This window comes from Vibrio rumoiensis 1S-45 (assembly GCF_000286955.2).
GTDB lineage: Bacteria > Pseudomonadota > Gammaproteobacteria > Enterobacterales > Vibrionaceae > Vibrio > Vibrio rumoiensis_A.
Map to the genome: position 1 here is coordinate 18,762 of NZ_AJYK02000088.1, position 26,516 is coordinate 45,277.

A 26,516-nucleotide genomic window follows, 5' to 3' on the forward strand; every position below is an offset into this window, starting at 1 on the left:
ATTGGCCCTGTCTATCAATAAAATTGGTTAAATCCATTTAGTAAAATCAAGAAATTAGACGACACTTATTAATAGAAATTGAATTTGCCGACCTAATTTGGATGACAAACAATACGCCCGTTAGAAGGCAATAATCCCATAGGAGTACTTTATGGCATCGTTAAAAGTTAGAGATTATATGCGCCCTCGGGCGGTTACATTCACCGTTGATATGACGCTTTCAACCGCTTTAGATAAAGTCTTGAACGCGATTAATATTGGTGGGCCTGTTATTAATGATAGACAAGAAGTGGTAGGGTTTTTATCCGAGCAAGATCTCTTGAATAGATTGGTGCAGGTAAGCTACCACTGCCAAGATACCCACACCGTTGCCGACTGTATGCGTAAAGATGCGTTTACTATTAGCCCTGAAATGTCAGTGCTTGAGCTGGCGGAGTTAATGAAAGAAGGGAAACCGAAAGTTTACCCTGTCGTTGAAAACAAAAAGTTGGTTGGTATTATCTCTCGAAGAGAAGTATTAAAAGCGGTCAGTGATAGCTTGGATGATTGTTTTAAACATCCTCTTTAGGGCACTTTTGATTGACGTCTAATTGTTCATTTAAATGGTCGCGAATAATGCGACCATTTTTTTATTGTTATGGTTCATGGAAAAGTGTGATGCAAAACGTTTGCTTATGAAATATCATAATCTATTACTCGACTCATCGTGATCTAACTCACTCTTATGTTGCTGGTTCTTGGCTAAAGTATCGGTATACCTTGAATACGAAGGGTATGATTAATTTAGAAAAGTTGAAGCGGCTATGCTTCATCAATCAAACTAAAAACTAAGGAGCACATCGTGGCACCAACTTCATCAAATAATGTTTTTCATTTAGGTGTTAATCAGCAAGATTTAAATGGCGCAACACTTGCTATTATCCCAGGCGATCCTGCGCGAGTAGAGAAAATCGCAAACCAGATGGATGAACCTGAGTTTTTAGCTAGCCACCGTGAATATACCGTTTTTCGTGCAAAGCTTGATGGTCAACCGGTTGTCATTTGTTCTACGGGGATTGGTGGCCCATCGACCTCTATTGCAGTAGAAGAATTAGCTCAACTTGGAGTGCGTACTTTTTTACGAGTAGGTACGACAGGAGCAATTCAACCACACTTGAATATTGGTGACATGATTGTGACAACTGGCTCGGTACGCCTTGATGGCGCGAGTTTGCATTTTGCGCCTATGGAATTTCCTGCGGTGGCAGATTTTGATGTAGCGACGGCAATGAAAGAAGCTGCTATCGAAACAGGTTGTACTGTGCATACAGGGATCACGGCATCAAGCGATACTTTCTATCCGGGCCAAGAGCGTTACGATACTTTTACGGGTCGTGTTGTTTCTCGTTTCCAAGGCTCAATGCAAGAATGGCAAGACATGGGGGTACTGAACTTTGAAATGGAGTCAGCCACATTATTGACCATGTGTGCAAGCTCTGGTTTAAAAGCAGGTTGTGTCGCGGGAATTATTGTTAACCGCAGTAAAGATGAAATTCCAGATCATGACAAATTGAAAGAAACAGAAATGCGTTCAATTGAAGTGGTAGTGGCCGCGGCAAGAAAAATGCTATAGCAATAGCAGAGATGACCTGATTATCTCATGGGTTGCATAATGATTAATGCCCAGTACTTTAAAGTGACTGGGCATTTTTATGCTTACAATTGGTATTACACAAAAGAGGTTTTAATTAAAGCTTAAAGGCCCTCTTGCCCACCAGCTTCATTAAACCACTTTGTTAAATAAGTTTTTAAGTTCTTTAGCTCATCAGGGCCAATTAACGCTAACCCCAAATCTTGTGCGCGTGAAATATCGTTATGGCGCATAGGACGGAAACTCACTAGCATTGCTCTTGCTTGTAGGCCACCTAATAGATCACGCAATGACTCTAATTTGTATAAAGTGTCGTCTCCATCATCACGCATCCCTTTGGTTTTGCATTCAATGATATGCAGTTTATTATTCACGACCGTCGCTACATCAAGCTCATTTCTGACTTCGCGACCACCTGTTTCTCGGTAAACTTGAACATTTAAAGAATGGTCTTGGATGGTAGGAAGTTCATCATGGATTTCTCTTACCGTGTTATGAACCAAGTTTTCTAGCCATTCACCATTAGAAAAGCGTCGAGCATCTTCGTTATAAAACGTTAGCGTGCCATTTTGATAAGTCGCCAGTTCGATATCGACTAAATCGGAAATCAACATATCAAGCTCTCGGTAACCTTGCTGTTTCTCGGTTAAACTCACATCTAACTTTTGTTCTTTACGACAAGTCGTAGCTAAGTAGTTGAGCGTGGCAAGCCCAGGCCCCAATTCTAAAGCATTACTTGCCCAACGTTTGCCTAATTCGTGTAATTTAGCATCTAAAGGCGCGGGAATTTCATTGGTTGGGAATTCACTGCGAGCACCAAAAATCGTTAGGTAGTCACTGATTCTAATATGATCTTGAACTTGTTGTTCAGGTTTGTCGTATGGGTAAAGCCAGCATTGGTTATCACTAAATGGTTCGACGACAAAAATCGGCCAATTGTAGCTTCGAATGACTTCATAAACGGAGAGCAGGCGGTGTCTTAATCCACAACTGGCATTGAAGTATACATCATCACCGCGATCTTTAAGCTTCTCAGCTAACTCTCTTACTTTTCGTTTAATTGCAGAAGTATTGACGGCGGTAGGAATTTCAAAGAACTCAGAACTAATGTCTCGATATTGCAAAACAGATTGAAGCCTTGAAAACATTTCTTTTTGACTTGCATCACCAATAAATGCCATGTGACAGCATTCAGAGCGACTATCAAGAAGAGGGGTGATCAGTCGTACAGGATCTTGATCGATAATACCAACATGAACCGACATCTTACTTCCTTGGTTAGCATAAAAGCTAAAAATAAATTTACATGGTCATCAATCTTTTTTGTGTATTCAATGTGAAAGAAAAAGTGATCCACACAGGAAAGATAAATGATTTAAATAACTTGGATATAACAATATGAGGTTGAATTTTATGAATAACAAGTTTGAGATGGCATTTAGCTGTATTATATTTTCGATAGAAGCTTAATACTTATTATCATTTGTCAACATCATGAAAAGTAGACCATACATTTCGTGACAGGTTCCACATTATTGTTACTTTTTATCAATATTTTCATGGTGATAAATTTGGCTGCATGGGCATAAAATATTGTTATATATGAAGTCATAGCGCATACTGTTAGTCTATTTTCACGGCAGTAGCGCTTGGAGGCTAAAATGGCTGAAGAAACTTTATTTAGTAAGATTATCCGCAAAGAAATCCCTTCTGATATGTTATATCAAGATGACCTAGTGACCGCATTTCGCGATATTAATCCGCGAGCTCCAAGCCATATTCTGATTATTCCTAACAAGCTCATTCCAACCACGAATGATGTTGAAGAAGAAGATGAGCGAGTCATGGGCCGCTTGTTCACGGTAGCGAAAAAACTCGCGAAGCAAGAAGGCATTGCGGAAAATGGTTATCGATTAATTGTGAACTGCAATACACATGGCGGGCAAGAGGTTTACCATGTACACATGCATTTAGTCGGTGGGCAACCATTAGGTCCAATGCTTGTGAATTAAAGCCAATTCATTTTCTCTGTCGTAAACAATGCAAACAATAAACAATGATCGAATCTAAAATAACGCTGAATGTGAAACCTACTAGCGCACAGTCAAACTTTTCTATGGTTTGGCGGTCGAAAATAAAAGCTTTGATGGTTTTGTCATCGAGCCTTGTTTTGTCTGCTTGCGCCAACTTATCTGCCGGTAATCTGTTTAGCCATTATTCGGCACAAAACCGCGATATGTATCAAGATGTTCAAGCGGGTGATTACAAAGATGCCGAATCTGAATTGGAAGATTCAGATGTTGGGGGGCCAGTACTGAGCAATATGGAAAGAGGCCGAGTTTCGTTTTTAGCGGAAAACTACCCAAGCAGTTTTACGGCCCTTCAGCTGAGTAATAAAGCCGTCACCGAACTCAATCAACGGGCAACTGTTTCTATTTCAGAAAGCGCCAATCAAGCTGGCTCATTAGCGACAAATGAAAATTTAACGACGTATGACCCGGCCGATTATGAACTGGGTTATTTGCATTTATATTTAGGCTTAAATTATTTACAGAAAAATGATTTGGAAGGTGCACTTGTTGAAATGCGCCTTGCTAATCAAGTGCAAGAAAAGGCGAAAAAACGCCGAGAGAAAGACTTGCAAGAAGCACAAGATAAAATGGCAAGCAGCGGTGTTAAGCCTAATTTAGGCAGTATTTTGTCGCAATACCCTGACGCAGGGAAAACGCTACAAGCGGTGCAAAATGGCTATTTGTTGTTTTTATCTGCCACATTATATGAAGCAGGTAACCAATTAAACGATGCGTATATCGACTATAAACGAGCACTTGCGGTCAATCCTCGTAACCGAGAAATCATTGATGCAACGATACGAGTCGCAAAACAACTTGGGATGCGACAAGATTTACAATCATTGATTAAACAATATGGTAACCCTAAGCCTATTCCTAGAGGTAAGGGGCAAGTTATTGTTATTGATGAAAGAGGCGTAGTGGCGGCCAAAAACAGTTGGCGATTATCCTTACCATTATGGGATAGCTCAGGCAGAACCAAATTTTATAGTGTTGCCTTACCCGTCTATAAAAATGTTCATGTACAAAGCTTTTCACCATTGATGCTCGATAGCCAAAGCATGACACCAAGTTTGCTCGCAGATACTAACTTAATGGCGCAAAATGATTTAAGTGAGCGAATCGCTTCGATTGTTTTGAAACAAGGTTTGCGTTTATATACGAAAGATCAATTAAGGCGACAAGCAGTAAAGGCCGATGATTCTGGGGTAACCAACTTAGTTGTGAATTTATGGAACATCGCGACCGAACAACCTGATACAAGAAGCTGGCAGACTCTGCCTGCACAAGTCTACAGTAGTAGTGTAAACTTACCGGAAGGAGAGCACTCTATCGTTGCTGGTGGAAAAACGTATCCAATTAATGTTAAAGCCAATAAGCGCACATTTGTATGGGTATCACGCCAAGGTAAAGCAACGACATTGTGGTATAAACAATTAGGAGCGATTGAATGAAAAAGTGGTTAGTAGCCTGTTTAGGTGTCGTTGCATTAGCAGGTTGTTCAAACAATACTGCTGGCCTTAGAATTGATAGTGCAAGTCAAAAAGTGCTTTATGGTGACAGTGTACTGGATGACAGATTATCGATTGATAATATTGATGCCAAAGAATTAAACGGAAATACCCGTGGTTTGGTTCAAATTACAAGTAAGTATGAAGATAATCAAAATCTTCAATATCGTTTCTATTGGTACGACGATCAAGGGTTGGAAGTGAATGCTAAGCAAGGTGCATGGCGTCAATTTGTCCTTCGTGGTTATGAATCAATGAGTTTGAGTGAAGTATCGGTTAACCCGAATGCAAAAGAATTTCGCATTCAGATTAGACCACAAGATTAATAAAGGAAGTTTGTGATGAAAAAAAGTGCCATTGCATTATTAGGTTTAGCGGTTGTTTTAGGTGGTTGTGCGAATAAAGTAGAATATGGCGATGCGAATGCAGCCGAAACCACAACGGTTGACTTCGGTTCTACGGACCTTCAAAAAATTGCGAATGAGATGGTTGATAGCATGCTTGCTTCAGGATCTGTTGCCGCGATTACTGGTCGCCCAATTGTCTTTGTCGATTCAATTAAGAACAAAACCAGTGAACATATTGATACCGAGTCGATTACCGATTCAGTTAGTACTAAAATGCTGAATTCTGGCAAATTCCGTTTTGTTGATATGGATAAAGTGGAAACGGTCCGTAAGAATTTAAACTTCCAGAATAATGATGAACTTGTTGATCAAAGCAGCGCGGTTAAATTTGGACAAATGCTAGGTGCGCAATACATGTTATATGGCAACCTATCTAGCATTGTAAAATCAGCGGGTAGTGATACCGATGTTTATTACAAAATGACCATGCGTTTAATGGATCTGAAAACCGGCCTGATTGAATGGGCAGATGAAACAGAAATCCGTAAACAAGAATCAAAAAGCTTTTTCGGTCTATAAGCAATAATTTGAGATTAATGAGGATGCTGAGTGAAACCATTACCATGGCAAAAAGCGATTGTAGAAGATAGTACGCTTGTTTCCGTGGCGCAAGGTTGGGCTCGGCAACCTACTCATGCTCAAATAATGAAAGGCGGCACTACAAATCGTTGCTGGAAGATTACAACTGAATGTCTGCAACATTTTGTGTGGCGCCCTATTTCCATATCAACCGATACTTTTTCGGTTTGTCGAACGAATGAATATGATGTGTTGGTCAGTTTAGCCAATGCAAAATTTGCCCCGAAAATAGAACGTAATCTTCCACAAGGTTTACTGGTTGAATGGTTTGAGGGTACACCACTAACTGAAGTGAACTTGTCTGAGTCAGAACATCAACGCTATTTAATTAGTGCTTTAGTTCAAATTCATAACTTTTCGTCGAGTTGTCCTAGTACTACTTTTGACACGGTATTGAGATTCGATTATCACCAGACAATCGAAGATTATTGGCGTCGCTTAAACCCTGAACATAAAACTGATGAATTGAAGTCGCAGTACCAATCTTTAAATGCGATTTCTGATAGTTTGCGTACATTGACAGAGTCATTGGGGAGCGATTGCTTATGTCATTTTGATATTGGTAAATATAACTTAATTAAGAGCAAAACAGGTTTGAAAATCATTGACTGGGAGTATTCCGCTATAGCTTCTCCAGTTTTAGATTTAACGTTCTGTATTGCTAATAGCCAGATAGACAGTAAGGCCAGTGTGTCATTGTATTGTTACCAACGTGAACTAAACTCTGTAAAAGATTGGCAAACGGCAGTGACGTTATGGATGCCTCATATTTGTTTTATGATCAAGCTATGGTATTTACTTGGTTATCAATTGACGAATGATATATTTTACCTTGCCCAATCTAAAGTCCATTTGTAAACAATGGATTGGTGTTATTTGGGGCATGTTTATGCCTTATCCACTTTTAAAATCAATGAATACACAAACAATACTTTAAACCACAAAAAAAGTGGTAGATTAAGTTGTTAATTGAGAACTGAGGATGGCTGAATGATTATTTACTTACATGGATTTGATAGTACAAGTCCTGGTAATCATGAAAAAGTACTGCAACTACAATTCATCGATGAAGATGTACGTTTTATCAACTATAGCACCTTGCATCCAAAGCATGATATGCAGCATCTACTGAAAGAAGTATCTAAAGTGATTGAACAAAGTGATGATCCAATGCCATTGATTTGTGGTGTTGGTTTGGGCGGGTATTGGTCTGAGCGTATCGGTTTTCTATGTGGAATTAAGCAGGCAATATTTAATCCTAACCTGAACCCTGAAGACAATATGCAAGGACGAATTAATCGCCCAGAAGAATATACGGATATTGCGACGAAATGCGTTAATGACTACCGAGAGAAAAATAAAGATAACTGTATTGTGTTTTTGTCTCGTAGCGATGAAATTCGTGACAGCAAAGCTGCCTATGAAGCGTTATCTCCGTATTATCAAGTGGTATGGGATGATCAAGAAAATCATAAATTTAAAAGGATTGCTCAGCATCTTCAGAAGATGAAAGCCTTTAAATTGGCTTAATGACACTTTGTGTTATGACTGTATTGTTAAAATAAAGAGCCGCTTTGGCTCTTTTTTTTATGTCTTCAGATTTATTGTCGGTTTTTATTGATCCTTAAATGAGTGTGGATATAATGAGCGAGATCAAATTATTCCTGATTATTCTCAAATTTAGACAAAAAATTGAGTCTCTATTCACACTTTGATCATCCGATACGAAACAACATTTTTCATCTCTCAAAGATGACCCTTCTTAAAGTATCGATTTAAAATCGAAAGAATTTATCGGTTTGGCAGATTGCCGGGCTGAACACATTTTATCTTTATAAATTTAGGAGTGTCAGATGACGCGGATAGTTGTTGTTGGTGGTGGGGCAGGTGGCTTAGAGCTGGCGACGAAATTAGGTCGTACTTTAGGTCGCAAACGCAGAGCATGTATTACGTTAGTTGATCGTAATACGAGCCATCTTTGGAAGCCCTTATTGCATGAAGTTGCAACCGGCTCCCTTGATGAAGGGGTGGATGCATTAAGTTATCGCGCCCATGCTAAAAATCATCATTTTGATTTTCAAATGGGCAGTTTAGATGGCCTTGATCGTGAGCGTAAAATCATTTCTTTAAGTGAAATACGTGATGAAAATGACGAATTATTAATTCCAGCCCGAGAAATTGAGTTTGATATTTTAGTATTGGCAATCGGTTCTAAATCGAACGATTTTAATACGCCAGGCGTGAAAGACAATTGTATTTTCCTTGATAGCCCAGAACAAGCACATCGATTCCGTAAGGAAATGAATAACCTTTTCCTTAAACTTCACGCGAAGCATGGTGAAGGTAAAGTGGATATTGCGATTGTTGGTGGTGGTGCAACAGGCGTTGAATTGTCGGCAGAATTACATAATGCGATTAAAGAACTGCATACTTACGGCTTTGAAGATTTAGATTCAAGTAAGTTGAATGTGAGCCTTGTGGAAGCTGGAGAACGTATTCTTCCCGCTTTACCGCCTCGTATTTCTGCAGCAGCGCATAATGAGTTGACTAAGCTTGGAGTAAGCGTACGTACCGCAACTATGGTGACACAAGCGGATGAAAAAGGCTTGATAACCAAAGATGGTGAACGTATTCCGGCTCAGCTAATGGTGTGGGCGGCAGGTATTAAAGCTCCCGATTTTATGAAAGATATAGCAGGCTTGGAAACCAATCGTATTAATCAATTGGTGGTTAAGCCAACGTTACAAACGACTCGTGATGATGACATTTTTGTTATTGGTGACTTGGCGTCTTGCCAACAAGCTGACGGTTCATTTGTACCACCGAGAGCTCAGTCTGCGCATCAAATGGCAAGCCGTGCATACTCCAATATTGTGGCAAAGATTAATCAACATACGTTGAAACCTTATGTGTATAAAGATCATGGATCATTAGTGTCATTAAGCCGTTTTTCGACCGTGGGTAGCTTAATGGGTAACCTAAGTAAAGGCTCGATGATGATTGAAGGGCGAATTGCACGTATCGTGTATATCTCGCTTTATCGTATGCACTTAGTGGCTTTACATGGTTGTTTTAAAACTGGGTTAATGATGCTGGTTGGCCGCATTAATAAAGTTTTACGTCCAAACTTAAAACTTCACTAAAGATTGCTTGTTACAAGAGATTCTTAAGGGCTTATCATTCGTGGTAAGCCCTTATTGTATGTACTGACTAATCTATGTCCTGAAGGATGCATAATCGCACCAGTAAGCTATGATTTGCTAACGCCTGTTGTTGGTATAATAGAGAAAACCAATCCATCTTTAGGTTGAGCATTAAAAATATAGCGATTTCTCGCTAAGCCTTCACTTTTTGCCCCACATGCTAAAGCAACATTATGACTCGCAAGATTGTCTGGGGCACAGACAAACTCAATGCGGGTGAGTTTGAGTTGTGAAAAACAAAAGTCAATGACTGCTTGGGTGGCCTCTTTTGCGTAGCCTTGTTGTTGATGAGTATCACCAATCCAATAACCCGCGGTTCCCATGTTAAAACTGAAGGCTTGATCGGTTAATGCTGCCATGCCGATCAGCTCATCGTTATCTTTGGTGAAAACACCAAATCCATAGGCGATATTCTTCACCCAATTTAAGCGAGTATGAAGCACAAAATCATCGGCATCTGTTACCGAAAACTTATGATGGCACCAATCAATCCAAGGATATAAAGAAGGGGAGGTTTGAATTAATGTGGCGAGTTGAGCGCACTCGTTAGATTGGATTAACCTTAACGTTAAACGAGGTGTATGCAGCTGCAAATCTGGAGTCATGGATTAATCTCCAATTCTAAAAATAAAGAGGCCATGTTGGCCTCTTCTTATATTAGGGTATTGTGTTGAGCTTTTTAGTAGGAAGCTTCTTATTATTCCGATTTTTATTCGTCAGTTGTGCGCTCTTAAGCCTTGTGTTGATCAACTACGGTTTTATTGAGCTTTACGAATTTGAATGATAACACCAAGTAGTGGGTTATCTAAGTAGTGAGTTTCACCACTACGAATTTGGCGCTTTTGTTTCATTCGGTAGCTATTTAGAAAATCTTGAGTTTCAACCTTTGGTTTGATTGGCTCAAGGTTACCAATTTGTACCGTGTCATCATCTTGGTCATCAGCAGAATCTAAAGTCGAATCTTGCAGTATTACTTCATTTTTACCAGGAATACGTAAATTCAAATTCGTTTTTAAGTAAAGGTAATGCTGAACGTATACTTGAATCGTACCATCGAGTTCATTTAAAGCGCTTCTTTCAATAGACGTTGGTGTTCCATCAGCAGCGATTGCTTTGAGTGAACGGCCATCTGCCGCATAGCGATCTGAGAAGTCTTGCCCCGTTCTGATGTGTAAGATAGGTGAACGACTTTCACCTCGGTCAGTTTGACGCCAAGCGACATGAACCAGAGGCTTGAAGCCAGCATGACGAGAAAGTGCTTCATACTGACGGTTTAAGCGATAAGAACCGCTAGAGAGTAAATAAGCCCCATTAGCGGACATCATCTCTTTACTATTGTATGAAATTGAACGGTTAAAATTGATAGGAGGCAGGCTTTGCGGCCAAGCTTCATTCGTGTTTGATGGTTCGACGTTACGCTTAAAAATGATAAGTTCGATATCAAAAGATCGTGCGAATGTCGGTAATGAAACAAAAACCAATAGGAATATAATCAGTTTTTTCATTGGTGCTCCGTAATCGAAGGCATAGCGGAGTATGCCTTAGCAAATAAGTGTAATGTTATAGATAACTGTTCACATAGTGAATGTGCTAACTAACTTTGGGTAGCCGGTTTTGTTGAAACTGGCCTAATAAATCGTTAATAAAGCTCACTCGTTCACGTCTATCTGTTAATGGTACAATAAACTTGAACTTTGTGGGGCCTTCCATTGCATATTTTTTCGGTGAAGATTGAAGTAATTTCACCAAAAAAGCAGGGTTAATGTCTGCGGTTGGTGAGAATTCAATATAGCCACCCTTGTCATGTGCTTCAATTTTTTTCGCTTTTATACTAGCAGCTTGAAGTTTTATTTCACTGATCACTAAGAGATTTTTCGCTGCGTCAGGCAGTGTACCAAATCGGTCAATCAATTCTACTTTCATTTCTGCTAACTCGTCGGTGTTACTGACACTGGCAATTCGCTTATACATTGACAAGCGGGTATTAATATCTGGAATGTAATCATCCGGGAGTAGTGCAGGTAGACGCAATTCTACTTCAGTTTGTTCACGCAAAAGTTCGTCTAATGACAATTCTTTGCCTTCTTTCAATGCATTTACCGCTTGTTCTAGCATTTCCATGTACAAAGAGAAACCGACAGACTGTATTTGTCCGCTTTGATCATCACCTAAGAGCTCACCTGCACCACGGATTTCCAAATCGTGAGTCGCTAATGTGAAGCCTGCGCCCAGATCTTCTAGAGAAGCAATGGCATCTAAGCGTTTAACGGCATCTTTACTCAAGGCTTTCGGATGAGGTGTGAGTAAGTAAGCGTAGGCTTGATGATGAGAACGGCCCACACGCCCACGCAGTTGGTGTAGTTGCGCTAAGCCCAGCTTGTCTGCTCTGTCCATAATAATGGTGTTAGCGGTTGGAACATCAATACCTGTTTCAATAATAGTCGTACACACCAACAGGTTAAAACGTTGGTGGTAAAAATCGTTCATGATGCTTTCTAACTCACGTTCACGCATTTGACCATGTGCGGTGGTGATTCGAGCTTCAGGGATCAGTTTGGCTAAATCCTCGGCCACTTTATCGATGGTTTCAACTTGGTTGTGTAAGAAGTAAACCTGACCACCACGTGTAATTTCACGTAACACGGCTTCACGTACCACACTGTCTTCACTTTGACGGACAAAAGTTTTAATGGCTAGGCGCCTTGCCGGTGGTGTTGCGATGATGGATAAATCACGCATGCCGCTCATTGCCATGTTGAGTGTTCTTGGTATTGGTGTGGCGGTTAAGGTTAAAATATCAACATCCGCGCGCATGGCTTTCATTTTTTCTTTTTGACGCACGCCGAATCGATGTTCTTCATCCACCACTAATAGCCCTAAATCACGGAACTTAATGTCATCTTGTAGCAGTTTATGAGTCCCGATAATAATGTCGACTTTCCCTTCGGCAAGATCGGCGAGGATTAGTTTCTGTTCTTTAGCCGATTTAAAACGAGATAGCACTTCCACTCGAACGGGTAAGTTCGCGAAACGATCTCGGAAATTTTCAAAATGCTGCTGAGCAAGCAGCGTTGTTGGGACTAAAACGGCAACCTGTTTACTGTTATCTATAGCAAGGAAAGTTGCTCGCATTGCGACTTCGGTTTTACCAAAACCAACATCACCACAGACTAATCTATCCATTGCTTTTGCTTGGCACATATCAGACAACACCGCATTGATCGCCATGGATTGATCATCGGTTTCTTCAAAAGGGAATGTTGCTCTGAAGTTGGCATATTGTTCACGATCATGAATGAATTTAAAGCCTTTTTTCACTTCACGTTTAGCATAAATATCAAGTAATTCTGCCGCCACATCACGCACTTTTTCTGCGGCGCGTTGACGGGCTCTACTCCAAGCATCACTGCCTAATTTATGCAATGGCGCGGTTTCTTCTGCGCCGCCAGAATAACGACTGATCAGGTTTAATGATGAAACAGGCACATAAAGCTTGGCATTATTTAGGTATTCCAGTGTGACATATTCTGTGGTCATACCCGCGGTTTCTAGAGTCTGTAATCCAATATAACGACCAATACCATGATCTAAGTGGACAACGGGTTGGCCCGGTTTTAATTCAGCTAAATGACGTATTACGGTGTCGCTATTGACCGCTTTTTTATCTTTACGGCGGCGCTGGATGACTCTATCGCCTAAAACGTCACTTTCACAAATAAACACAAAATCAGGGTTATGGTGAATAAAGCCGTGTTCAGTTGAACCAAGAATAAGAGTGTATTTATCTTTTGCTTTTAGGGCTTGCTCTAAATTATCAAACTCTTTCGCACGAACCTTAATACTGCTTAGTAATTCATTTAATGCTTCGCGTCGGCCTTCAGATTCAACGGAAAAGATGACTTTACCGTTTGGATGTTCTACGGCGTAGTGTTCAAGGTATTTACGAAGCTCAGATAATGGCTCTTTAAGTTGATGTTGAGCATGTAAGTTTGGTAATGGGCTTACCGAAGCATTAATTCTGCCTGCTTTTTCTTGAATGGGTTCAATGGATAATAAACCCTGAGGCATTGCTTTAAAGTGACCAAATAACTCATCTTTTTTCAACCACAGCTCGTGCGGTTCAAGTAAAGGGCGTAATGGATCGACTTTACGTTGCTCATAGCGGTGATCTACATCGGTTAGGAAGTGATCAATGGTGGCTTCAAGATCACCTAAGGTGAGTAGCATTGCGTTATCTGGCAAGTAATCAAATAACGTATCCGTTCGTTCAAAAAATAAAGGCTGCCAGTATTCAATGCCCGATGGCCATATTCCTTTAGATACCTGCATATAAACCGATTCAGGCTCTCGTCTGGCTTCAAATCGTTGACGCCAACGGATCCGAAAATCTTCTATGGCCGCTTCGGTGGTTGGGAATTCATGGGCAGGGAGTAAGCGAATTTCATTGATATCTTCAATGGTTCGTTGAGTTTCGGCATCGAAGGTACGAATACTGTCGATTTCATCATCAAAAAAATCAATGCGATAAGGGTTTTCGCAGCCCATAGGGAATAAATCAATGATAGAACCACGGCTGGCATATTCACCAGGGCCAAAAACTTGGTCAGCGTGGCGATAGCCTGATTTCTCAAGTTGCATGCGAAGCTTATCTAAAGAATATAAATCACCGCTTTTAACCATCAACGTTGTTTGCAATAAATATTCTTTTGGTGACTGGCGTTGCAATAAGGTGCTGATGGGAATGATGATAAGACCCGATTGCTGCGTAGGAAGTTGATAAAGCTGGGCAATGCGGTCAGAAATAATGTCTTGATGAGGTGAAAAGTTATCGTAAGGTAGAGTTTCCCAGTCAGGAAAAAGTGACACCGAATGAGACGTAAATTGCGACACCTCGTGTTGCAGTTTTATGGCCATTTGGTGATCCGTCACCGCCAATAAAGTCACCCCAGAGTGCTTTTGAGAAAGCTCGGCAATGGATAGGGCAAGAGAACCACCTACGAGTTGGCCGATGTGCTTTTTGTCGCCTTCTTTTGCCGGTAATGGCAATGAGAACAAAGAGGTCTTATTTGATGTTGTTTCAGACATAATTTGATTGGGCTTTTATAAATTGAGAATGCAATCGCAGTTCGAACAAACACTCAAAGAGAGGTTTAAAGACGATTATTTTCTTTGATTATCGTCATGTGGGACAACTAATCAAGGGAATCCCACAAATTGATGCCAGAAGTTAGTCAATTCTTGCTTTTGCTATTGGTAAATCATTCATACAATCGTTATTCTCTGTTTTCATTATTTTTCTAGGATACGTGCATGTTTCATCCAGTTTCGGCCTTTATCGGGTTACGTTATTTAAAGGGTCGTTCAGGGGATAAGTTCAGCCGCTTTGTGTCATATATGTCGACGGCTGGGATTTCAATTGGCGTATTGTCTCTCGTAACGGTTTTATCTGTTATGAATGGGTTTGAAGGCCAGTTGAAGGATAAAATCCTTGGCGTATTGCCTCAAGCCGTGGTTAGCCAAGGTGATGACCGAACGCCATTTGAATCAACGCCCCCTGCGTTTTTACAAAAGATCCCTCATGTTCAGGATATTTCACCGATTGTTCGTAGTGAAGCCATTATTCAAAGCCCTTCTAAATTGAGTGCAGGGTTAATGGTTGGTATTGAACCGAGAGAAGATGATCCGATTGCTCAGCGTATGATGATGGGCAGCATGTCGGGCTTACAAGCGGGAAGTTATCACGTATTTTTAGGGCATTCTCTTGCACGAACTTTGAACGTCAATATGGGTGATAAAGTACGTTTAATGGTGACCAATGCCAGTCAATTTACACCATTAGGTCGAATTCCTAGCCAACGAAATTTTACCGTTTCAGGCATTTTTAATACCGGTTCCGATGTCGACTCCATGTTAATGGTCACCAATATTGAGGATGCAGGTCGATTACTTCGTTATTCCTCTGATACGATTTCCGGTTGGCGATTATTTTTTAATGATCCCTTTGTCGTCGCAGATCTCTCTCAAAAAGTAAAATCCGATAATATTTTACCCAAAGATTGGAATTGGTCTGATTGGCGTGACCAACGTGGAGAACTCTTTCAAGCGGTACGAATGGAAAAAAACATGATGGGCCTGATGTTGGGGCTGATCATTGCTGTTGCGGCATTTAATATTATTTCTGCTCTGATTATGGTGGTGATGGAAAAACAATCGGAAGTGGCGATTTTAAAAACCCAAGGTATGACGAATCATCAAATTCTCGCTATTTTTATGGTGCAAGGGGCAAGCAGTGGCGTGATTGGTGCGATTGTCGGAGGTGTGCTCGGCACATTATTAGCTTCAAATTTGAATAACGTAATGGATGCTTTAGGCTTGTCTTTGTTTTCAGCAGGTACCGAGCTTCCTGTGGTGATCTCTCCGTTACAAATTATGGTGGTGATCTTGTTAGCAATAGGGCTAAGCCTGCTAGCGACATTGTTTCCATCTTATCGAGCAGCATCGGTTAAACCGGCAGAAGCGTTACGTTATGAATAAAGGTGTTTTCAGTACCTTCGATGTTTATTTTCTGGATTTCAAATTTCACAGTGCGTGGAGTCTCTTCACAATAGGACAACCAACATGAAACCTTTATTAAGCTGTCAAAATATTAGTAAAACGTACCGTGAAGGTAACTTAGAAACCGAGGTGCTTAAAGGGGTAAGCCTAGAGGTGAATAAAGGCGATTTTCTTGCCATTGTTGGCTCGTCAGGGTCAGGGAAAAGTACGTTACTCCATATTCTAGGGGCGCTGGATAATGCAACAGAAGGTGATGTTCAATTATTTGATCAATCACTGCTCAGTTTATCTGCCAATAAACAAGCAAAGCTACGTAATCAGCATATTGGTTTTGTGTATCAATTTCACCATCTGCTTGCTGATTTTACCGCGCTAGAAAATGTCGCAATGCCTTTGTTGATTGGTAAATTGAAAGCAAATGAAGCGAAAGAAAAAGCCAAGTCGGTATTAGAAAAAGTCGGCTTAGGTCATCGCCTTGAGCACCGCCCTTCGGAATTATCAGGCGGGGAAAGACAACGTGTCGCAATTGCTAGAGCTTTGGTTAATCAACCTGATTTAGTCTTGGCCGATGAACCGACCGGGAACTTAGACCAAAAAACGGCGTTAGAAATTTACGATTTAATGCGTCAGTTGAATAAAGATTTTGGTACGGCCTTTTTGGTGGTTACCCATGATGCGAATTTAGCCTCAAAAATGGATAAGCAATTTGCTATGCAAGATGGCATATTGAATTGGCAAGCGCATTCCAACCCAAATTCAGCGGTGGTGAGTGAGTAATATGTTTTTATCCATGTTTATAGGCTCAAAATTTAGCCGTGCAAAAGAGCGAAATAAGTTAGTTTCTTTCATTTCTTTTTCGTCGACGATTGGTATTGCCGTCGGTGTCGCGGTGATCATTATTGGCTTGTCGGCAATGAATGGTTTTGAGCGAGAGTTAGAAAACCGAGTGTTGTCAGTTATTCCACAAGCGGAAATTGAAGGGGTACGCGCTCCAATCGAAGATTGGCATCAAATTGCCCGCACCGCAAACATGAATAAAGGGGTGAAAGCTGCCGCACCTTATGTTCGTTTTACAGCCTTGCTTGAGCGTGGAAGCAAATTAAAAGCAGTGGAAGTTCGTGCCGTGGATGCAGATTTTGAACGTGCGGTCTCTAGCCTTTCAAATTATGTTGATAAAGACGCTTGGCAAAATTTTCGCGCTGGAGAAAACCAAATCATTTTAGGGAAAGGGGTGGCGGATCAACTCAAAGTGAGTGTTGGTGATTCCGTTACCGTACTTATTCCTCCGGCAAACAGCGCAGGTAATGAACTGCAATTAAGTGCGCCAAAGCGTGTTCGCTTGAAAGTGACTGGCTTATTAAGCCTCGGTGGGCAAATTGATCACGGATTAGTGATGATCCCACTGGAAGATGGGCAACAATATTTGAATATGGGTACTGGTGTGACAGGGGTGTCGTTGAAAGTCTCCCCTGTTTTTGAGGCTGATAGAATCGTACGTGAGGTCGGGGTTAATATTCCGGTTTACGCTTATTTGAAAAGCTGGAAAGAGAAATACGGATTTTTGCACCATGATATTCAAATGGTGCGCACTATTATGTATCTCGTGATGGTGCTGGTGATTGGTGTGGCAAGTTTTAACATTGTATCGACCTTGATGATGGCGGTGAAAGATCGCGCCTCTGATATCGCTATTTTACGGACGATGGGCGCGAGTGATGGCCTGATAAAACGAATTTTCGTTTGGTATGGTGTGCTTTCAGGCGTTTTAGGCAGCGTGATTGGCAGTGTGATTGGTGTGGCGGTTGCGTTTAATCTTACGCCTATTATGAAGGGGGTAGAAACCTTGATTGGGCATCAGTTCTTATCTGGCGATATTTATTTTATCGATTTCTTGCCTTCACAAGTTGCGTGGCCGGATGTGTTTTTGGTTTCAGGTACGGCGATTACATTAAGTCTACTGGCAACTTGGTACCCTGCATCACATGCAAGTAAGCTAAACCCAGCGACGGTGTTGAGTGCGAAATAGGCAGGACGTTTCTTGGATGATGTGCTGCTAAGTGACTCGTAGATTGACAAAGCAATGATCGATTTACGAGAAATGAGGTTCATACCGAAATACGTCATTTGTCTCAAAAAAAAGAGTGCTATCAAGATGGTTCATAATGAACTTTAACTTGATAGCACTTTTTTATTTCCGCCATGGAAATATAGGCTTAAATGCTGAATTCTTTGTGGAATATTTTATATTTCAATAGGTTGCTTGTGTTTTATGTTTCAAGGGGCTACTTATCTTGAACGACGTTTTTTCCAACTGCGAACGACAGAGTAGCGCCATAAGCCTTGAATGCCAAAATAACCAATAGTAGCTAAAACGATGCCACATACAAAGCAACCCAATAAGAGGGGTGGGCCGATCGTGTTGATTTGCTCAACGAAGAAATGCCAGCTTAATTCAAAATTGAAGGTTTGTTCTGGGCGATGCATCAACCAAGCGCCAATACGATACGCAAAATAAAACAGAAACGGCATGGTGATAGGGTTACTGATCCATACCAAGGCAACGGATAAAGGTAGGTTTACACCGCACATAATCGCCGCGCCAGATGCCATGATCATTTGGCTAGGAAGCGGAATAAAGGCGATGAACAAACCCACAGCAAATGCGCCCGCTGCAGAGCGGCGATTTAAACACCATAGATTAGGATTATATAAAACGCTTCCAAATATTTTTAACGCTTTTTGATTTTTGATCTTTTGAGGATCAGGCATGAAGCGTTGTATCAGTTTTTTTGGCATAAGTGGGTGGCTCGTATTAATCGCAATTTAAATATGCTTGGTTTTGTTTTTAGCGTCGCAAGTGGCGTGCTATGGCCAAGCATACCAACATCAATATGGCTGTTGCCGATTGTAGTACTATTTTTAGTACTTTACCTCACTAAATCTGCGCAATGGGTGGCAGGTGTATTAATCGGCTGTGCTGTGGTTATTCTTCATGCCCATCAATTCAAAGAAAAGACATCGGCGCTTTTTGTGTACGGTGAAAGCATCACTCTGCAAGGTAAAGTAACCGACTTATATCAACCTTCAAATCAAGGGGGTCAGTTTACTTTTTCTGTACATCAAATAAATGGAAATAACCTGCCAGTTGGCTTAAAGCCGAATATTCAAGTCTTCGACTCTCAATTTTCAGGTGAAAGATTACCACCTCAGCTAGGTGAATATTGGCAATTGCATGTTGCAATGAAGCCTATTACTGGGCGTTTAAATGATGCTGGATTCGACAGCGAACAATATTATGTCGCTAATGGGTGGAGCGGTAAAGCAGTTATTGACCCAGATAGTGCAGATAATAAAAAAATTAAACCGAGTAATTCTTGGCGCTTATGGCTTCATCAAAAAGTGGCTTCTCAAGCGTATGAATACCCATCATTTTCTTACATTTTAGCTTTGGGTTTTGGTGATCGAAGTGAAATTAAACCTTTGCAATGGCAACAGCTTAGGGATAGTGGGCTTTCTCATCTTATGGCAATTTCAGGGTTACATATAGGTTTAGCCATGTTGATTGGTTGGTGGATTGGCTTGGTTGGTCGAATGGTATGTTCACGCTTTTCGTTCATTAATTATGATTTTTATTTTTTATTACCCTTGCTCACCTCGGGTTTGTTGGCTTTGTTTTATGCCTATTTAGCTGGGTTTTCAATCCCGACTCAGCGGGCTTTGATCATGGGTGGGGCTTTTTTATTGATGAAAGCAACGCGTCTTCATTGGTCGGGTTGGCAGATTTTGTTGTATTCCTTGTGCCTTATATTAACACTTGATCCATTTTCTATTTTACAAGCCAGTTTTTGGTTATCGTTTTTCGCCATTGTTACCATCTACTTATCTCTTTGGTTTATCAATCGTATTCAATATTCTTGGAAGCAAAAATTGCAATCAATATTGATGGTACAAATCGGCGTTTTTATTGGTTTATCGGTACTTGGGGTATTGGTTTTTGGTGGGATTAGCCTTGTTTCACCTTTTGTTAACGTACTGGTCATACCTTGGGTTAGCCTTATTACCGTTCCGTTATTGTTTATTTCATTATTTGCTACCGCATTAATGGGCGTGTTTGGTACTGCTGAATACTCCCTCATCACTTGGCAATGGGTTGATTGGTCGCTAAAGCCAGTATTATTTGTTTTAGAATCAAGCTTAGGTGCATGGATGATGTTGCCTAAAGCGGGAGCTTTACTGTTTTTATTATTGGGTTTGAGCGTTATCTTTTATCATTTTCGTTGGATTTTCCCTATTGCGATACTCTGGTTGGTTTCGTTATGTCTTTTGGTTTTTCCAGTCACCCCTAATCCTAAATGGCAAATTGAAATTCTAGATGTTGGGCAAGGGTTGGCGGTATTGATTCATCAAAATGGAAAATCAGTGTTATACGATACAGGTATCAATTGGCCACAAGGTAGCATTGCTCAATCAGTGATTATCCCCAGTTTAATGACCAAAGGTATCGATAGACTTGATGGATTGATCATTAGTCATAGCGACGCCGATCATGCCGGAGGGCGGGTGGCGATTGAACAAGCGTTAAGCCCCACATGGAAAAGAAGTAGCGAACGCATCAAGGGGGATTTGCCTTGTGTTCAAGGGCAAACTTGGGCGTGGGAATCGTTGCAGTTTGAAGCATTGTGGCCACCTAAATTGGTTGACCGAGCATATAACCCACACTCATGCGTTATCAAAATATCAGATACTGACTTTAGCTTCTTACTGACTGGTGATATTGATGCGATCTCTGAAGTGTTGATTGCTCGGCAATACCCTAATTTATCTGCGCAAGCGATGTTAGTGCCTCACCACGGCAGCCGGACATCCTCTTTAATCTCATTTATAGAGACGGTAAAACCAGAGTTAGCGATTGCTTCTGTCGCCAAAAATAATCAGTGGCATTTGCCATCACAAGACGTTGTGGAAAGGTATCGAAAAAAGGGTATCTCATGGTTAGAGACTGGTGATACAGGACAAATTACAATTTCTATTTATGATAAAGAGTGGTCTGTTGATCAAAAGAGGAGTAACCAATATCAGCCTTGGTATAGGCAGATTGTTCGTAAAGGGTTAGAATAAGGGCAATTGTCTAATTAAAAATAAGCCTTTATGACTCATCAAACAGACACCAAAGTCGAAAAAGACGAAACAACTTTCCAAACGTTCAAAAAACTGTGGCCAATGATCAGTGTTTACAAAGCTGGTTTAATTGTCGCCTCGATTGCACTTGTCATTAATGCCGCCAGTGATACCTACATGGTTTCATTGCTTAAACCGTTATTGGATGAAGGCTTTGGCAGTACAGAATCGAACTTTTTAAAAGTCCTGCCTTTTATTGTAATGGGTATGATGATCATTCGTGGTTTGAGTGGATTTGTTTCTACCTACTGCTTGAGTTGGGTTTCTGGCAATGTGGTGATGGAAATGCGCCGCAAGTTATTCAACCATTTCATGCAAATGCCAGTGAGCTATTTTGATAAAGAATCAACAGGCTCATTGCTCTCTCGTATTACTTACGATTCAGAACAAGTTGCCGCCGCGACCAGCAAGGCATTAGTCAGTATTGTTCGTGAAGGGGCAAGTATTGTTGGTCTATTGTTCTTAATGTTTTGGAACAGTTGGCAGTTATCACTTGTATTGATAGTGATAGCACCGATTGTGGCATGGGCGATTGGTATCGTTTCAAAGCGCTTCCGCAAAATCAGTAAAAATATGCAAGATATGATGGGGAACGTGACCTCTTCAGCGGAGCAAATGCTAAAAGGGCACAAGGTTGTTTTAAGCTACGGGGGTCAAAGTGTTGAAAAAGAACGTTTTGACAGCGTAAGCAATAAAATGCGCCAGCAATCAATGAAATTGGTCTCAGCGCAGGCTGCCGCTAACCCGATCATTCAAGTTATTGCGTCTATTGCTTTAGTTGTGGTGTTGTATTTAGCTAGTATTGATTCGATCAAAGAGCAATTAACCCCCGGTACATTTTCAGTCATTTTCTCTGCAATGTTTGCTTTAATGCGTCCGTTAAAAGCTTTAACCAATGTAACGTCAGATTTCCAAAAAGGGATGGCGGCTTGTCAGACATTATTTGAATTGGTTGAAATGCAGCCAGAAGTCGATACAGGTAATAAAGAAGTGAAAAAAGTGACTGGTGATCTGTCGGTTAAAAATGTCACTTTTACTTACCCGACTAAGGATTCACCTGCACTTCGTCATGTGTCGTTTGATGTTCCTGCAGGTAAAACCGTCGCATTGGTAGGTCGTTCTGGTTCAGGTAAAAGTACCATCGCGAATTTATTTACCCGGTTTTATGACATTGATGAAGGCGAGATTTATCTTGATGGCAATGAAGTTCGTGAATATACCTTATCGAATCTTCGTACGCATTTCGCGTTAGTGTCGCAAAATGTTCACCTCTTCAATGACACCATTGCTAATAACATTGCTTATGCTGCGCAAGATCGATACAGCATGGAAGAAATTAAACGCGCGGCAGATCTCGCTCACGCGACTGAATTCATTGAAGGTATGGATAACGGTTTCGACACCATGATTGGTGAAAATGGCGTAAGTTTATCGGGTGGTCAACGCCAACGCTTAGCGATTGCCCGTGCGTTGCTACGTGATGCGCCAGTGTTGATTCTTGATGAAGCAACATCAGCATTAGATACGGAATCTGAACGAGCCATTCAATCTGCTTTAGATGAATTGCAAAAGAACAAAACCGTGATTGTGATTGCGCACCGATTATCCACCATTGAAGAAGCGGATCAGATTCTTGTGGTGGATGAAGGTGAAATCATTGAACGTGGTAACCATGCGGAATTAATTGCTAAAGATGGTGCGTACGCTCAGTTGCACCGCATTCAATTTGGCGAATAGCGTGTTATTGAACGGTTTGGGTTATACGGTAAAGGGAATTGGCGATGATTGAAAAGATTTGGTTTCATCGCCACCCGCTCGGCTGGGTATTAGCGCCATTATTATGGCCACTGAGTTTGTTGTTTAAAGCCATAAGCCAGAATCGTCGTGAAAGCTATCAGCAAGGGAACAAATCCACATACCGTGCGCCAGTGCCAGTGATTGTTGTGGGGAATATTACCGCTGGTGGTAATGGTAAAACGCCGGTTGTTATTTGGTTGGTAGAAACACTGCAATCATTAGGTTTTAAACCTGGCGTAGTTTCTCGTGGTTATGGCGGGAAATCGGATCAATACCCATTATTGGTTGAGGCGACCACGCCATCGGATCAATCTGGAGATGAGCCATTATTAATTAAGCGACGAACGGGAGTGCCAGTCGCGGTTGATCCTGTTCGTAGCCAAGCTGTCAAAGCATTAGTCGAGCAAGATGTCGATATCATTATCACCGATGATGGCTTGCAACATTATGCGCTAGAGCGTGATATTGAATTAGTTGTCATTGATGGTCAGCGTCGTTTTGGTAATCAACATTATATTCCCTTCGGACCTTTACGCGAAGGCTTGGAGCGTTTATCCGAAGTTGACTTTCTTATTACTAACGGTGGCCAAGCTCAAGATGCTGAAATCGCCATGACGCTTGCGCCGAGTGACGCTGTAAATTTAAAAACTGGGGAACGCAAACCTGTCCATATGTTAAAGCAATTAGTGGCTTTTGCTGGAATAGGGCATCCCCCTCGTTTTTTCCAAACGTTAAAAGATTTGAATGCGGATGTCGTAAAAACACAAGCTTTTGCTGATCATCAAGCGTTTGAGTCATCGGAATTAAATGCGTTATCTGCGCAAGGTCAGCATTTGATCATGACAGAGAAAGACGCAGTAAAATGTTATCAGTACGCGCAAGATAATTGGTGGTACTTACCCGTTTCAGCCAATATTAATCAAAGCGATAAACACAATATCATTCAAAAAATTATAGAGGTTAAAGGCCATTATGGATCACCGTCTGCTTGAAATCGTAGCTTGCCCAGTTTGCAAAGGTAAAGTTACTTTAGATAACGATAAACAAGAGCTTATCTGTAAATTGGACCGTTTAGCTTACCCGATCAAAGAAGGCATTCCAGTGATGCTTGAAGTAGAAGCTCGTAAAATGGCAATGGATGAGGGACGATAATGTCTTTCACGGTTGTTATTCCATCTCGTTATCAATCTTCACGTTTACCGGGTAAGCCGCTTGCGGATATTGCAGGTAAACCTATGGTTCAATGGGTGTACGAACAAGCCAAACAAGCTGGTGCTGAGCGAGTGATTGTTGCTACCGATGATGCTCGTATTCAAGCGGTAGTAGAGGGTTTTGGTGGTGAAGTTTGTATGACCTCGCCCGATCATCAATCAGGTACTGAACGCTTAGCTGAAGTGGTTGAGAAAATGGGCATTGCAGATGATCATATCATCGTAAATGTACAGGGCGATGAACCTTTGATCCCACCTTCAATCATTAAACAAGTGGCTGAAAACTTAGCAAGCAGTGTTGCTCCAATGGCCACACTAGGTGTTAGCATTGATGAACCACAAGAGGTATTCAACCCTAATGCAGTGAAGGTTGTAACCGATGAACAAGGATATGCGCTGTATTTTAGCCGTGCCTCTATTCCTTGGGATCGCGATGCTTGGGCAAAAGAAGACAAAACGATTCGTCAGCCATTGATGCGTCATATTGGTATTTATGCTTACCGCGCAGGTTTCATTAACACTTACATTAGCTGGCAGCCAAGCGCCTTAGAGCAAATCGAATCACTCGAACAATTGCGCGTGCTTTGGTATGGCGAGAAAATTCATGTCGCGCTTGCTAAAGAAGCCCCAGCAGCTGGAGTGGATACTCCAGAAGATTTAGAAGTGGTACGTAAGATTTTGGCGTTGTAATCTCCTATTTATTCGGCCACTCATACCTATAAAGCTCAGAGATTTCTGGGCTTTATTTCGTTATAGGTATTTTCGATAATGGACTAAGTACGCCATTTGCTCCCCGCTCTAATACATGGGTATAAATCTGAGTGGTTTTAACATCAGAATGTCCTAATTGTTCTTGAACTGTCCGAATATCAGTCCCTGATTCTAATAAATGTGTAGCAAATGAATGACGCAGTGTGTGGCATGATACTTTTTTAGGAATTTTAGCTAACTGAGTTGCACGTCTGATTTCTTTTTGTAGTGATGAAGGATCAATATGATGTCTTCGAATCTTTTGATTTTCAGGATCAATACTTAATTTATGTGACGGAAATAAATATTGCCAAGTGAGTGTTTTTTCGGCATTGGGAAATTTTCTTTCTAATGCTGATGGTAGCCAGACCCCTTTATACGCCGGGTTAGATAAATCAGAATCAAAGTATTGCTTTACTATCTTCTGCTGGGTTTGTAACGAAGGGTAGAGTTGTTTAGCAAGTGTGACAACCCGGTTTTTATTTCCTTTTCCTTGCCAAATTCTAATCGCCCCGTAATCATAATCGATATCATCATACCGTAAGCGGATTGCCTCCATTAATCTTAGCCCACTACCATATAACAACTGAGCCAAGAGTAGGTACTTAGGTTGAATATGATAGAGCAGTTGCTGTATTTCTAATTGTGTTAAAACAACAGGAAGTTTTTGGGCGCGATTTGAACGTTTAAAATTCATATTAAGATTGAGTGGGCGTTGAATAATATGTTGATATAAAAAATTAAGTGCATTCAGTGCTGTGGCTTGAGTTTTTACCGCTACATTCTTTTCTGTAATAAGGACGGTAAGAAATTGCTCGACTTCGTTATCACCCATCGTATTAGGGTGACGTTTATTATGATAAAGAATAAATTGCTTAATCCAATACAAATAAGCTTGCACGGTTCTCAAAGCGTAGTGCCGACTGAGCATATAATCATGAATATAACGTAAAAATTCAGATTTCATTTTCTTCCTTGCTATACTGTTTTTATATACAGGTCTAATGTATTAGCGCTTTTGTGTGAACTAGACGGATTATTTCCGCCTTTTACATTTGAAATGTATGAAATAAGTTTGATTTTATTAATGAAAATGGATAGTTAGCTTGCTGTGCGATATAAGCCATGGAATGATAGACGGAAAGAATAGATGGATTTTTTCCGTCTATTAAATTGTTATATGCCTTTGAAGTTTTGGAGACCAAATGGATATTCTCATTGAGCAAGAGATCGAGTTGCATCAGTATGAAATACGTCAAAGTAAAACGGATATTGAGCGTTTAATCCATCCAAGTTTTGTGGAAGTCGGTAAATCAGGTACGAGTTATGATTTCGACTCAATCATAGAAATGATGGAAGGTGAGGAATCTTCAAGCACTCGCATACATTCACAGAGGTATGAATGTATCCAGCTAGAACCTTCCGTCCAACTTCTGAGGTACGAGTCAGCTCTGGTAAGTGAATTTGGCGAAGTTAGTGATTTTGCTAAACGTTGTTCAATTTGGGCATTTACCGGTACTTGCTGGCAACTCAAGTATCACCAAGGCACACCGTGCTCGCCATTCGAGCTAGAACATAATTAAAGCTTGAGAAAACAGGCATATAACAAATAAGGATAGGTGT

At 40.9% G+C, this 26,516-nt stretch carries 24 protein-coding genes; 18 read left to right on the forward strand and 6 right to left on the reverse strand.

The window, feature by feature from the left end:
- Positions 1-151 precede the first annotated feature (151 nt).
- Both A1QC_RS12470 and udp read left to right on the forward strand, forming a co-directional pair.
- Positions 152-568, forward strand: coding sequence for a CBS domain-containing protein (locus tag A1QC_RS12470; protein ID WP_017024341.1), 417 nt, complete (start codon positions 152-154; stop codon positions 566-568).
- 273 nt (positions 569-841) lie between these two features.
- Positions 842-1,612, forward strand: a complete 771-nt coding sequence (gene udp, locus A1QC_RS12475) for a uridine phosphorylase (protein WP_017024342.1) — start codon at positions 842-844, stop codon at positions 1,610-1,612.
- A 122-nt stretch (positions 1,613-1,734) separates the two neighbouring features.
- Here udp and A1QC_RS12480 read toward each other — a convergent pair whose 3' ends face one another.
- Positions 1,735-2,895 carry a Card1-like endonuclease domain-containing protein gene (locus A1QC_RS12480; protein WP_017024343.1) on the reverse strand — a complete coding sequence of 387 codons (1,161 nt, stop codon included), beginning with the start codon at positions 2,893-2,895 and terminating at the stop codon, positions 1,735-1,737.
- A 396-nt stretch (positions 2,896-3,291) separates the two neighbouring features.
- Here A1QC_RS12480 and hinT point away from each other — a divergent pair, with 396 nt between their 5' ends.
- From hinT to A1QC_RS12515, 7 genes are all read left to right on the forward strand, one after another.
- Positions 3,292-3,642 carry a purine nucleoside phosphoramidase gene (gene hinT, locus A1QC_RS12485; protein ID WP_017024344.1) on the forward strand — a complete coding sequence of 117 codons (351 nt, stop codon included), beginning with the start codon at positions 3,292-3,294 and terminating at the stop codon, positions 3,640-3,642.
- Positions 3,643-3,776: 134 nt separating this feature from the next.
- Entirely contained in the window at positions 3,777-5,156 is a 1,380-nt protein-coding gene (locus A1QC_RS12490; protein ID WP_017024345.1) for a hypothetical protein, read from the forward strand.
- Positions 5,153-5,539 (forward strand): YcfL family protein, encoded by a 387-nt coding sequence (locus tag A1QC_RS12495; protein ID WP_017024346.1) that lies wholly within the window; start codon positions 5,153-5,155, stop codon positions 5,537-5,539. Before A1QC_RS12490 ends, A1QC_RS12495 begins: the two co-directional genes overlap by 4 nt.
- A 15-nt stretch (positions 5,540-5,554) precedes the next feature.
- Entirely contained in the window at positions 5,555-6,139 is a 585-nt protein-coding gene (gene lpoB / locus A1QC_RS12500; RefSeq protein ID WP_017024347.1) for a penicillin-binding protein activator LpoB, read from the forward strand.
- Positions 6,140-6,169: 30 nt separating this feature from the next.
- Positions 6,170-7,057: a phosphotransferase gene (locus tag A1QC_RS12505; RefSeq protein WP_017024348.1), complete on the forward strand. Its 888-nt coding sequence runs from the start codon at positions 6,170-6,172 to the stop codon at positions 7,055-7,057.
- A gap of 132 nt (positions 7,058-7,189) precedes the next feature.
- Positions 7,190-7,729, forward strand: coding sequence for an alpha/beta hydrolase YcfP (ycfP, locus tag A1QC_RS12510; protein WP_017024349.1), 540 nt, complete (start codon positions 7,190-7,192; stop codon positions 7,727-7,729).
- Positions 7,730-8,052: 323 nt separating this feature from the next.
- Positions 8,053-9,342: an NAD(P)/FAD-dependent oxidoreductase gene (locus tag A1QC_RS12515; protein ID WP_017024350.1), complete on the forward strand. Its 1,290-nt coding sequence runs from the start codon at positions 8,053-8,055 to the stop codon at positions 9,340-9,342.
- Between the two features lie 107 nt (positions 9,343-9,449).
- Here A1QC_RS12515 and A1QC_RS12520 read toward each other — a convergent pair whose 3' ends face one another.
- The 3 genes from A1QC_RS12520 to mfd form a co-directional block, all read right to left on the reverse strand.
- Positions 9,450-10,007 carry a GNAT family N-acetyltransferase gene (locus A1QC_RS12520; RefSeq protein ID WP_017024351.1) on the reverse strand — a complete coding sequence of 186 codons (558 nt, stop codon included), beginning with the start codon at positions 10,005-10,007 and terminating at the stop codon, positions 9,450-9,452.
- Between the two features lie 153 nt (positions 10,008-10,160).
- Complete coding sequence (locus A1QC_RS12525; RefSeq protein ID WP_017024352.1) at positions 10,161-10,907, reverse strand: peptidoglycan binding protein CsiV; 747 nt, start codon at positions 10,905-10,907, stop codon at positions 10,161-10,163.
- Between the two features lie 85 nt (positions 10,908-10,992).
- The gene (gene mfd, locus A1QC_RS12530) at positions 10,993-14,487 is read right to left on the reverse strand and encodes a transcription-repair coupling factor (protein WP_017024353.1); all 3,495 of its coding nucleotides are present in this window, start codon (positions 14,485-14,487) and stop codon (positions 10,993-10,995) included.
- A gap of 225 nt (positions 14,488-14,712) precedes the next feature.
- Between mfd and lolC the strand changes: the two genes are divergently transcribed.
- The 3 genes from lolC (at position 14,713) to lolE (ending at position 17,983) form a co-directional block, all read left to right on the forward strand.
- Complete coding sequence (lolC, locus tag A1QC_RS12535) at positions 14,713-15,936, forward strand: lipoprotein-releasing ABC transporter permease subunit LolC (protein WP_017024354.1); 1,224 nt, start codon at positions 14,713-14,715, stop codon at positions 15,934-15,936.
- Between the two features lie 84 nt (positions 15,937-16,020).
- Entirely contained in the window at positions 16,021-16,734 is a 714-nt protein-coding gene (gene lolD / locus A1QC_RS12540; RefSeq protein WP_017024355.1) for a lipoprotein-releasing ABC transporter ATP-binding protein LolD, read from the forward strand.
- Position 16,735: 1 nt separating this feature from the next.
- A complete protein-coding gene (gene lolE, locus A1QC_RS12545; protein WP_017024356.1) occupies positions 16,736-17,983 on the forward strand; it encodes a lipoprotein-releasing ABC transporter permease subunit LolE in 1,248 nt (415 codons plus the stop codon).
- A gap of 260 nt (positions 17,984-18,243) precedes the next feature.
- Here lolE and A1QC_RS12550 read toward each other — a convergent pair whose 3' ends face one another.
- Positions 18,244-18,753: a DUF2062 domain-containing protein gene (locus A1QC_RS12550; RefSeq protein WP_017024357.1), complete on the reverse strand. Its 510-nt coding sequence runs from the start codon at positions 18,751-18,753 to the stop codon at positions 18,244-18,246.
- 6 nt (positions 18,754-18,759) lie between these two features.
- Between A1QC_RS12550 and A1QC_RS12555 the strand changes: the two genes are divergently transcribed.
- Genes A1QC_RS12555 through kdsB form a run of 5 tightly spaced genes read left to right on the forward strand, consistent with a single transcriptional unit; the run spans position 18,760 to position 24,833 of the window.
- Positions 18,760-21,075, forward strand: coding sequence for a DNA internalization-related competence protein ComEC/Rec2 (locus A1QC_RS12555; RefSeq protein WP_141706014.1), 2,316 nt, complete (start codon positions 18,760-18,762; stop codon positions 21,073-21,075).
- Positions 21,076-21,105: 30 nt separating this feature from the next.
- The gene (msbA, locus tag A1QC_RS12560; RefSeq protein WP_017024359.1) at positions 21,106-22,872 is read left to right on the forward strand and encodes a lipid A ABC transporter ATP-binding protein/permease MsbA; all 1,767 of its coding nucleotides are present in this window, start codon (positions 21,106-21,108) and stop codon (positions 22,870-22,872) included.
- 44 nt (positions 22,873-22,916) lie between these two features.
- Entirely contained in the window at positions 22,917-23,924 is a 1,008-nt protein-coding gene (lpxK, locus tag A1QC_RS12565) for a tetraacyldisaccharide 4'-kinase (protein ID WP_017024360.1), read from the forward strand.
- Positions 23,905-24,084 carry a Trm112 family protein gene (locus A1QC_RS12570; RefSeq protein ID WP_017024361.1) on the forward strand — a complete coding sequence of 60 codons (180 nt, stop codon included), beginning with the start codon at positions 23,905-23,907 and terminating at the stop codon, positions 24,082-24,084. Before lpxK ends, A1QC_RS12570 begins: the two co-directional genes overlap by 20 nt.
- The gene (gene kdsB / locus A1QC_RS12575; protein ID WP_017024362.1) at positions 24,084-24,833 is read left to right on the forward strand and encodes a 3-deoxy-manno-octulosonate cytidylyltransferase; all 750 of its coding nucleotides are present in this window, start codon (positions 24,084-24,086) and stop codon (positions 24,831-24,833) included. Before A1QC_RS12570 ends, kdsB begins: the two co-directional genes overlap by 1 nt.
- Positions 24,834-24,885: 52 nt before the next feature.
- On the opposite strand, the gene A1QC_RS12580 is transcribed toward kdsB, so the two are convergent.
- The gene (locus A1QC_RS12580; protein ID WP_017024363.1) at positions 24,886-25,860 is read right to left on the reverse strand and encodes an integron integrase; all 975 of its coding nucleotides are present in this window, start codon (positions 25,858-25,860) and stop codon (positions 24,886-24,888) included.
- Between the two features lie 238 nt (positions 25,861-26,098).
- Between A1QC_RS12580 and A1QC_RS12585 the strand changes: the two genes are divergently transcribed.
- A complete protein-coding gene (locus tag A1QC_RS12585) occupies positions 26,099-26,476 on the forward strand; it encodes a DUF4440 domain-containing protein (RefSeq protein WP_017024364.1) in 378 nt (125 codons plus the stop codon).
- Positions 26,477-26,516: the final 40 nt, after the last annotated feature.

Bases quoted from the DNA above. Each gene is read 5' to 3' on its own strand.
- lolE (WP_017024356.1), top strand. From the start codon at position 16,736: ATGTTTTTATCCATGTTTATAGGCTCAAAATTTAGCCGTGCAAAAGAG.
- mfd (WP_017024353.1), bottom strand. From the start codon at position 14,487: ATGTCTGAAACAACATCAAATAAGACCTCTTTGTTCTCATTGCCATTA.
- hinT (WP_017024344.1), top strand. From the start codon at position 3,292: ATGGCTGAAGAAACTTTATTTAGTAAGATTATCCGCAAAGAAATCCCT.
- A1QC_RS12585 (WP_017024364.1), top strand. From the start codon at position 26,099: ATGGATATTCTCATTGAGCAAGAGATCGAGTTGCATCAGTATGAAATA.
- lolD (WP_017024355.1), top strand. From the start codon at position 16,021: ATGAAACCTTTATTAAGCTGTCAAAATATTAGTAAAACGTACCGTGAA.
- A1QC_RS12520 (WP_017024351.1), bottom strand. From the start codon at position 10,007: ATGACTCCAGATTTGCAGCTGCATACACCTCGTTTAACGTTAAGGTTA.
- A1QC_RS12490 (WP_017024345.1), top strand. From the start codon at position 3,777: ATGGTTTTGTCATCGAGCCTTGTTTTGTCTGCTTGCGCCAACTTATCT.
- A1QC_RS12570 (WP_017024361.1), top strand. From the start codon at position 23,905: ATGGATCACCGTCTGCTTGAAATCGTAGCTTGCCCAGTTTGCAAAGGT.
- A1QC_RS12480 (WP_017024343.1), bottom strand. From the start codon at position 2,895: ATGTCGGTTCATGTTGGTATTATCGATCAAGATCCTGTACGACTGATC.
- lpoB (WP_017024347.1), top strand. From the start codon at position 5,555: ATGAAAAAAAGTGCCATTGCATTATTAGGTTTAGCGGTTGTTTTAGGT.
- A1QC_RS12550 (WP_017024357.1), bottom strand. From the start codon at position 18,753: ATGCCAAAAAAACTGATACAACGCTTCATGCCTGATCCTCAAAAGATC.
- msbA (WP_017024359.1), top strand. From the start codon at position 21,106: ATGACTCATCAAACAGACACCAAAGTCGAAAAAGACGAAACAACTTTC.
- A1QC_RS12525 (WP_017024352.1), bottom strand. From the start codon at position 10,907: ATGAAAAAACTGATTATATTCCTATTGGTTTTTGTTTCATTACCGACA.
- A1QC_RS12515 (WP_017024350.1), top strand. From the start codon at position 8,053: ATGACGCGGATAGTTGTTGTTGGTGGTGGGGCAGGTGGCTTAGAGCTG.
- A1QC_RS12470 (WP_017024341.1), top strand. From the start codon at position 152: ATGGCATCGTTAAAAGTTAGAGATTATATGCGCCCTCGGGCGGTTACA.
- ycfP (WP_017024349.1), top strand. From the start codon at position 7,190: ATGATTATTTACTTACATGGATTTGATAGTACAAGTCCTGGTAATCAT.
- A1QC_RS12580 (WP_017024363.1), bottom strand. From the start codon at position 25,860: ATGAAATCTGAATTTTTACGTTATATTCATGATTATATGCTCAGTCGG.
- lolC (WP_017024354.1), top strand. From the start codon at position 14,713: ATGTTTCATCCAGTTTCGGCCTTTATCGGGTTACGTTATTTAAAGGGT.
- lpxK (WP_017024360.1), top strand. From the start codon at position 22,917: ATGATTGAAAAGATTTGGTTTCATCGCCACCCGCTCGGCTGGGTATTA.
- kdsB (WP_017024362.1), top strand. From the start codon at position 24,084: ATGTCTTTCACGGTTGTTATTCCATCTCGTTATCAATCTTCACGTTTA.
- A1QC_RS12495 (WP_017024346.1), top strand. From the start codon at position 5,153: ATGAAAAAGTGGTTAGTAGCCTGTTTAGGTGTCGTTGCATTAGCAGGT.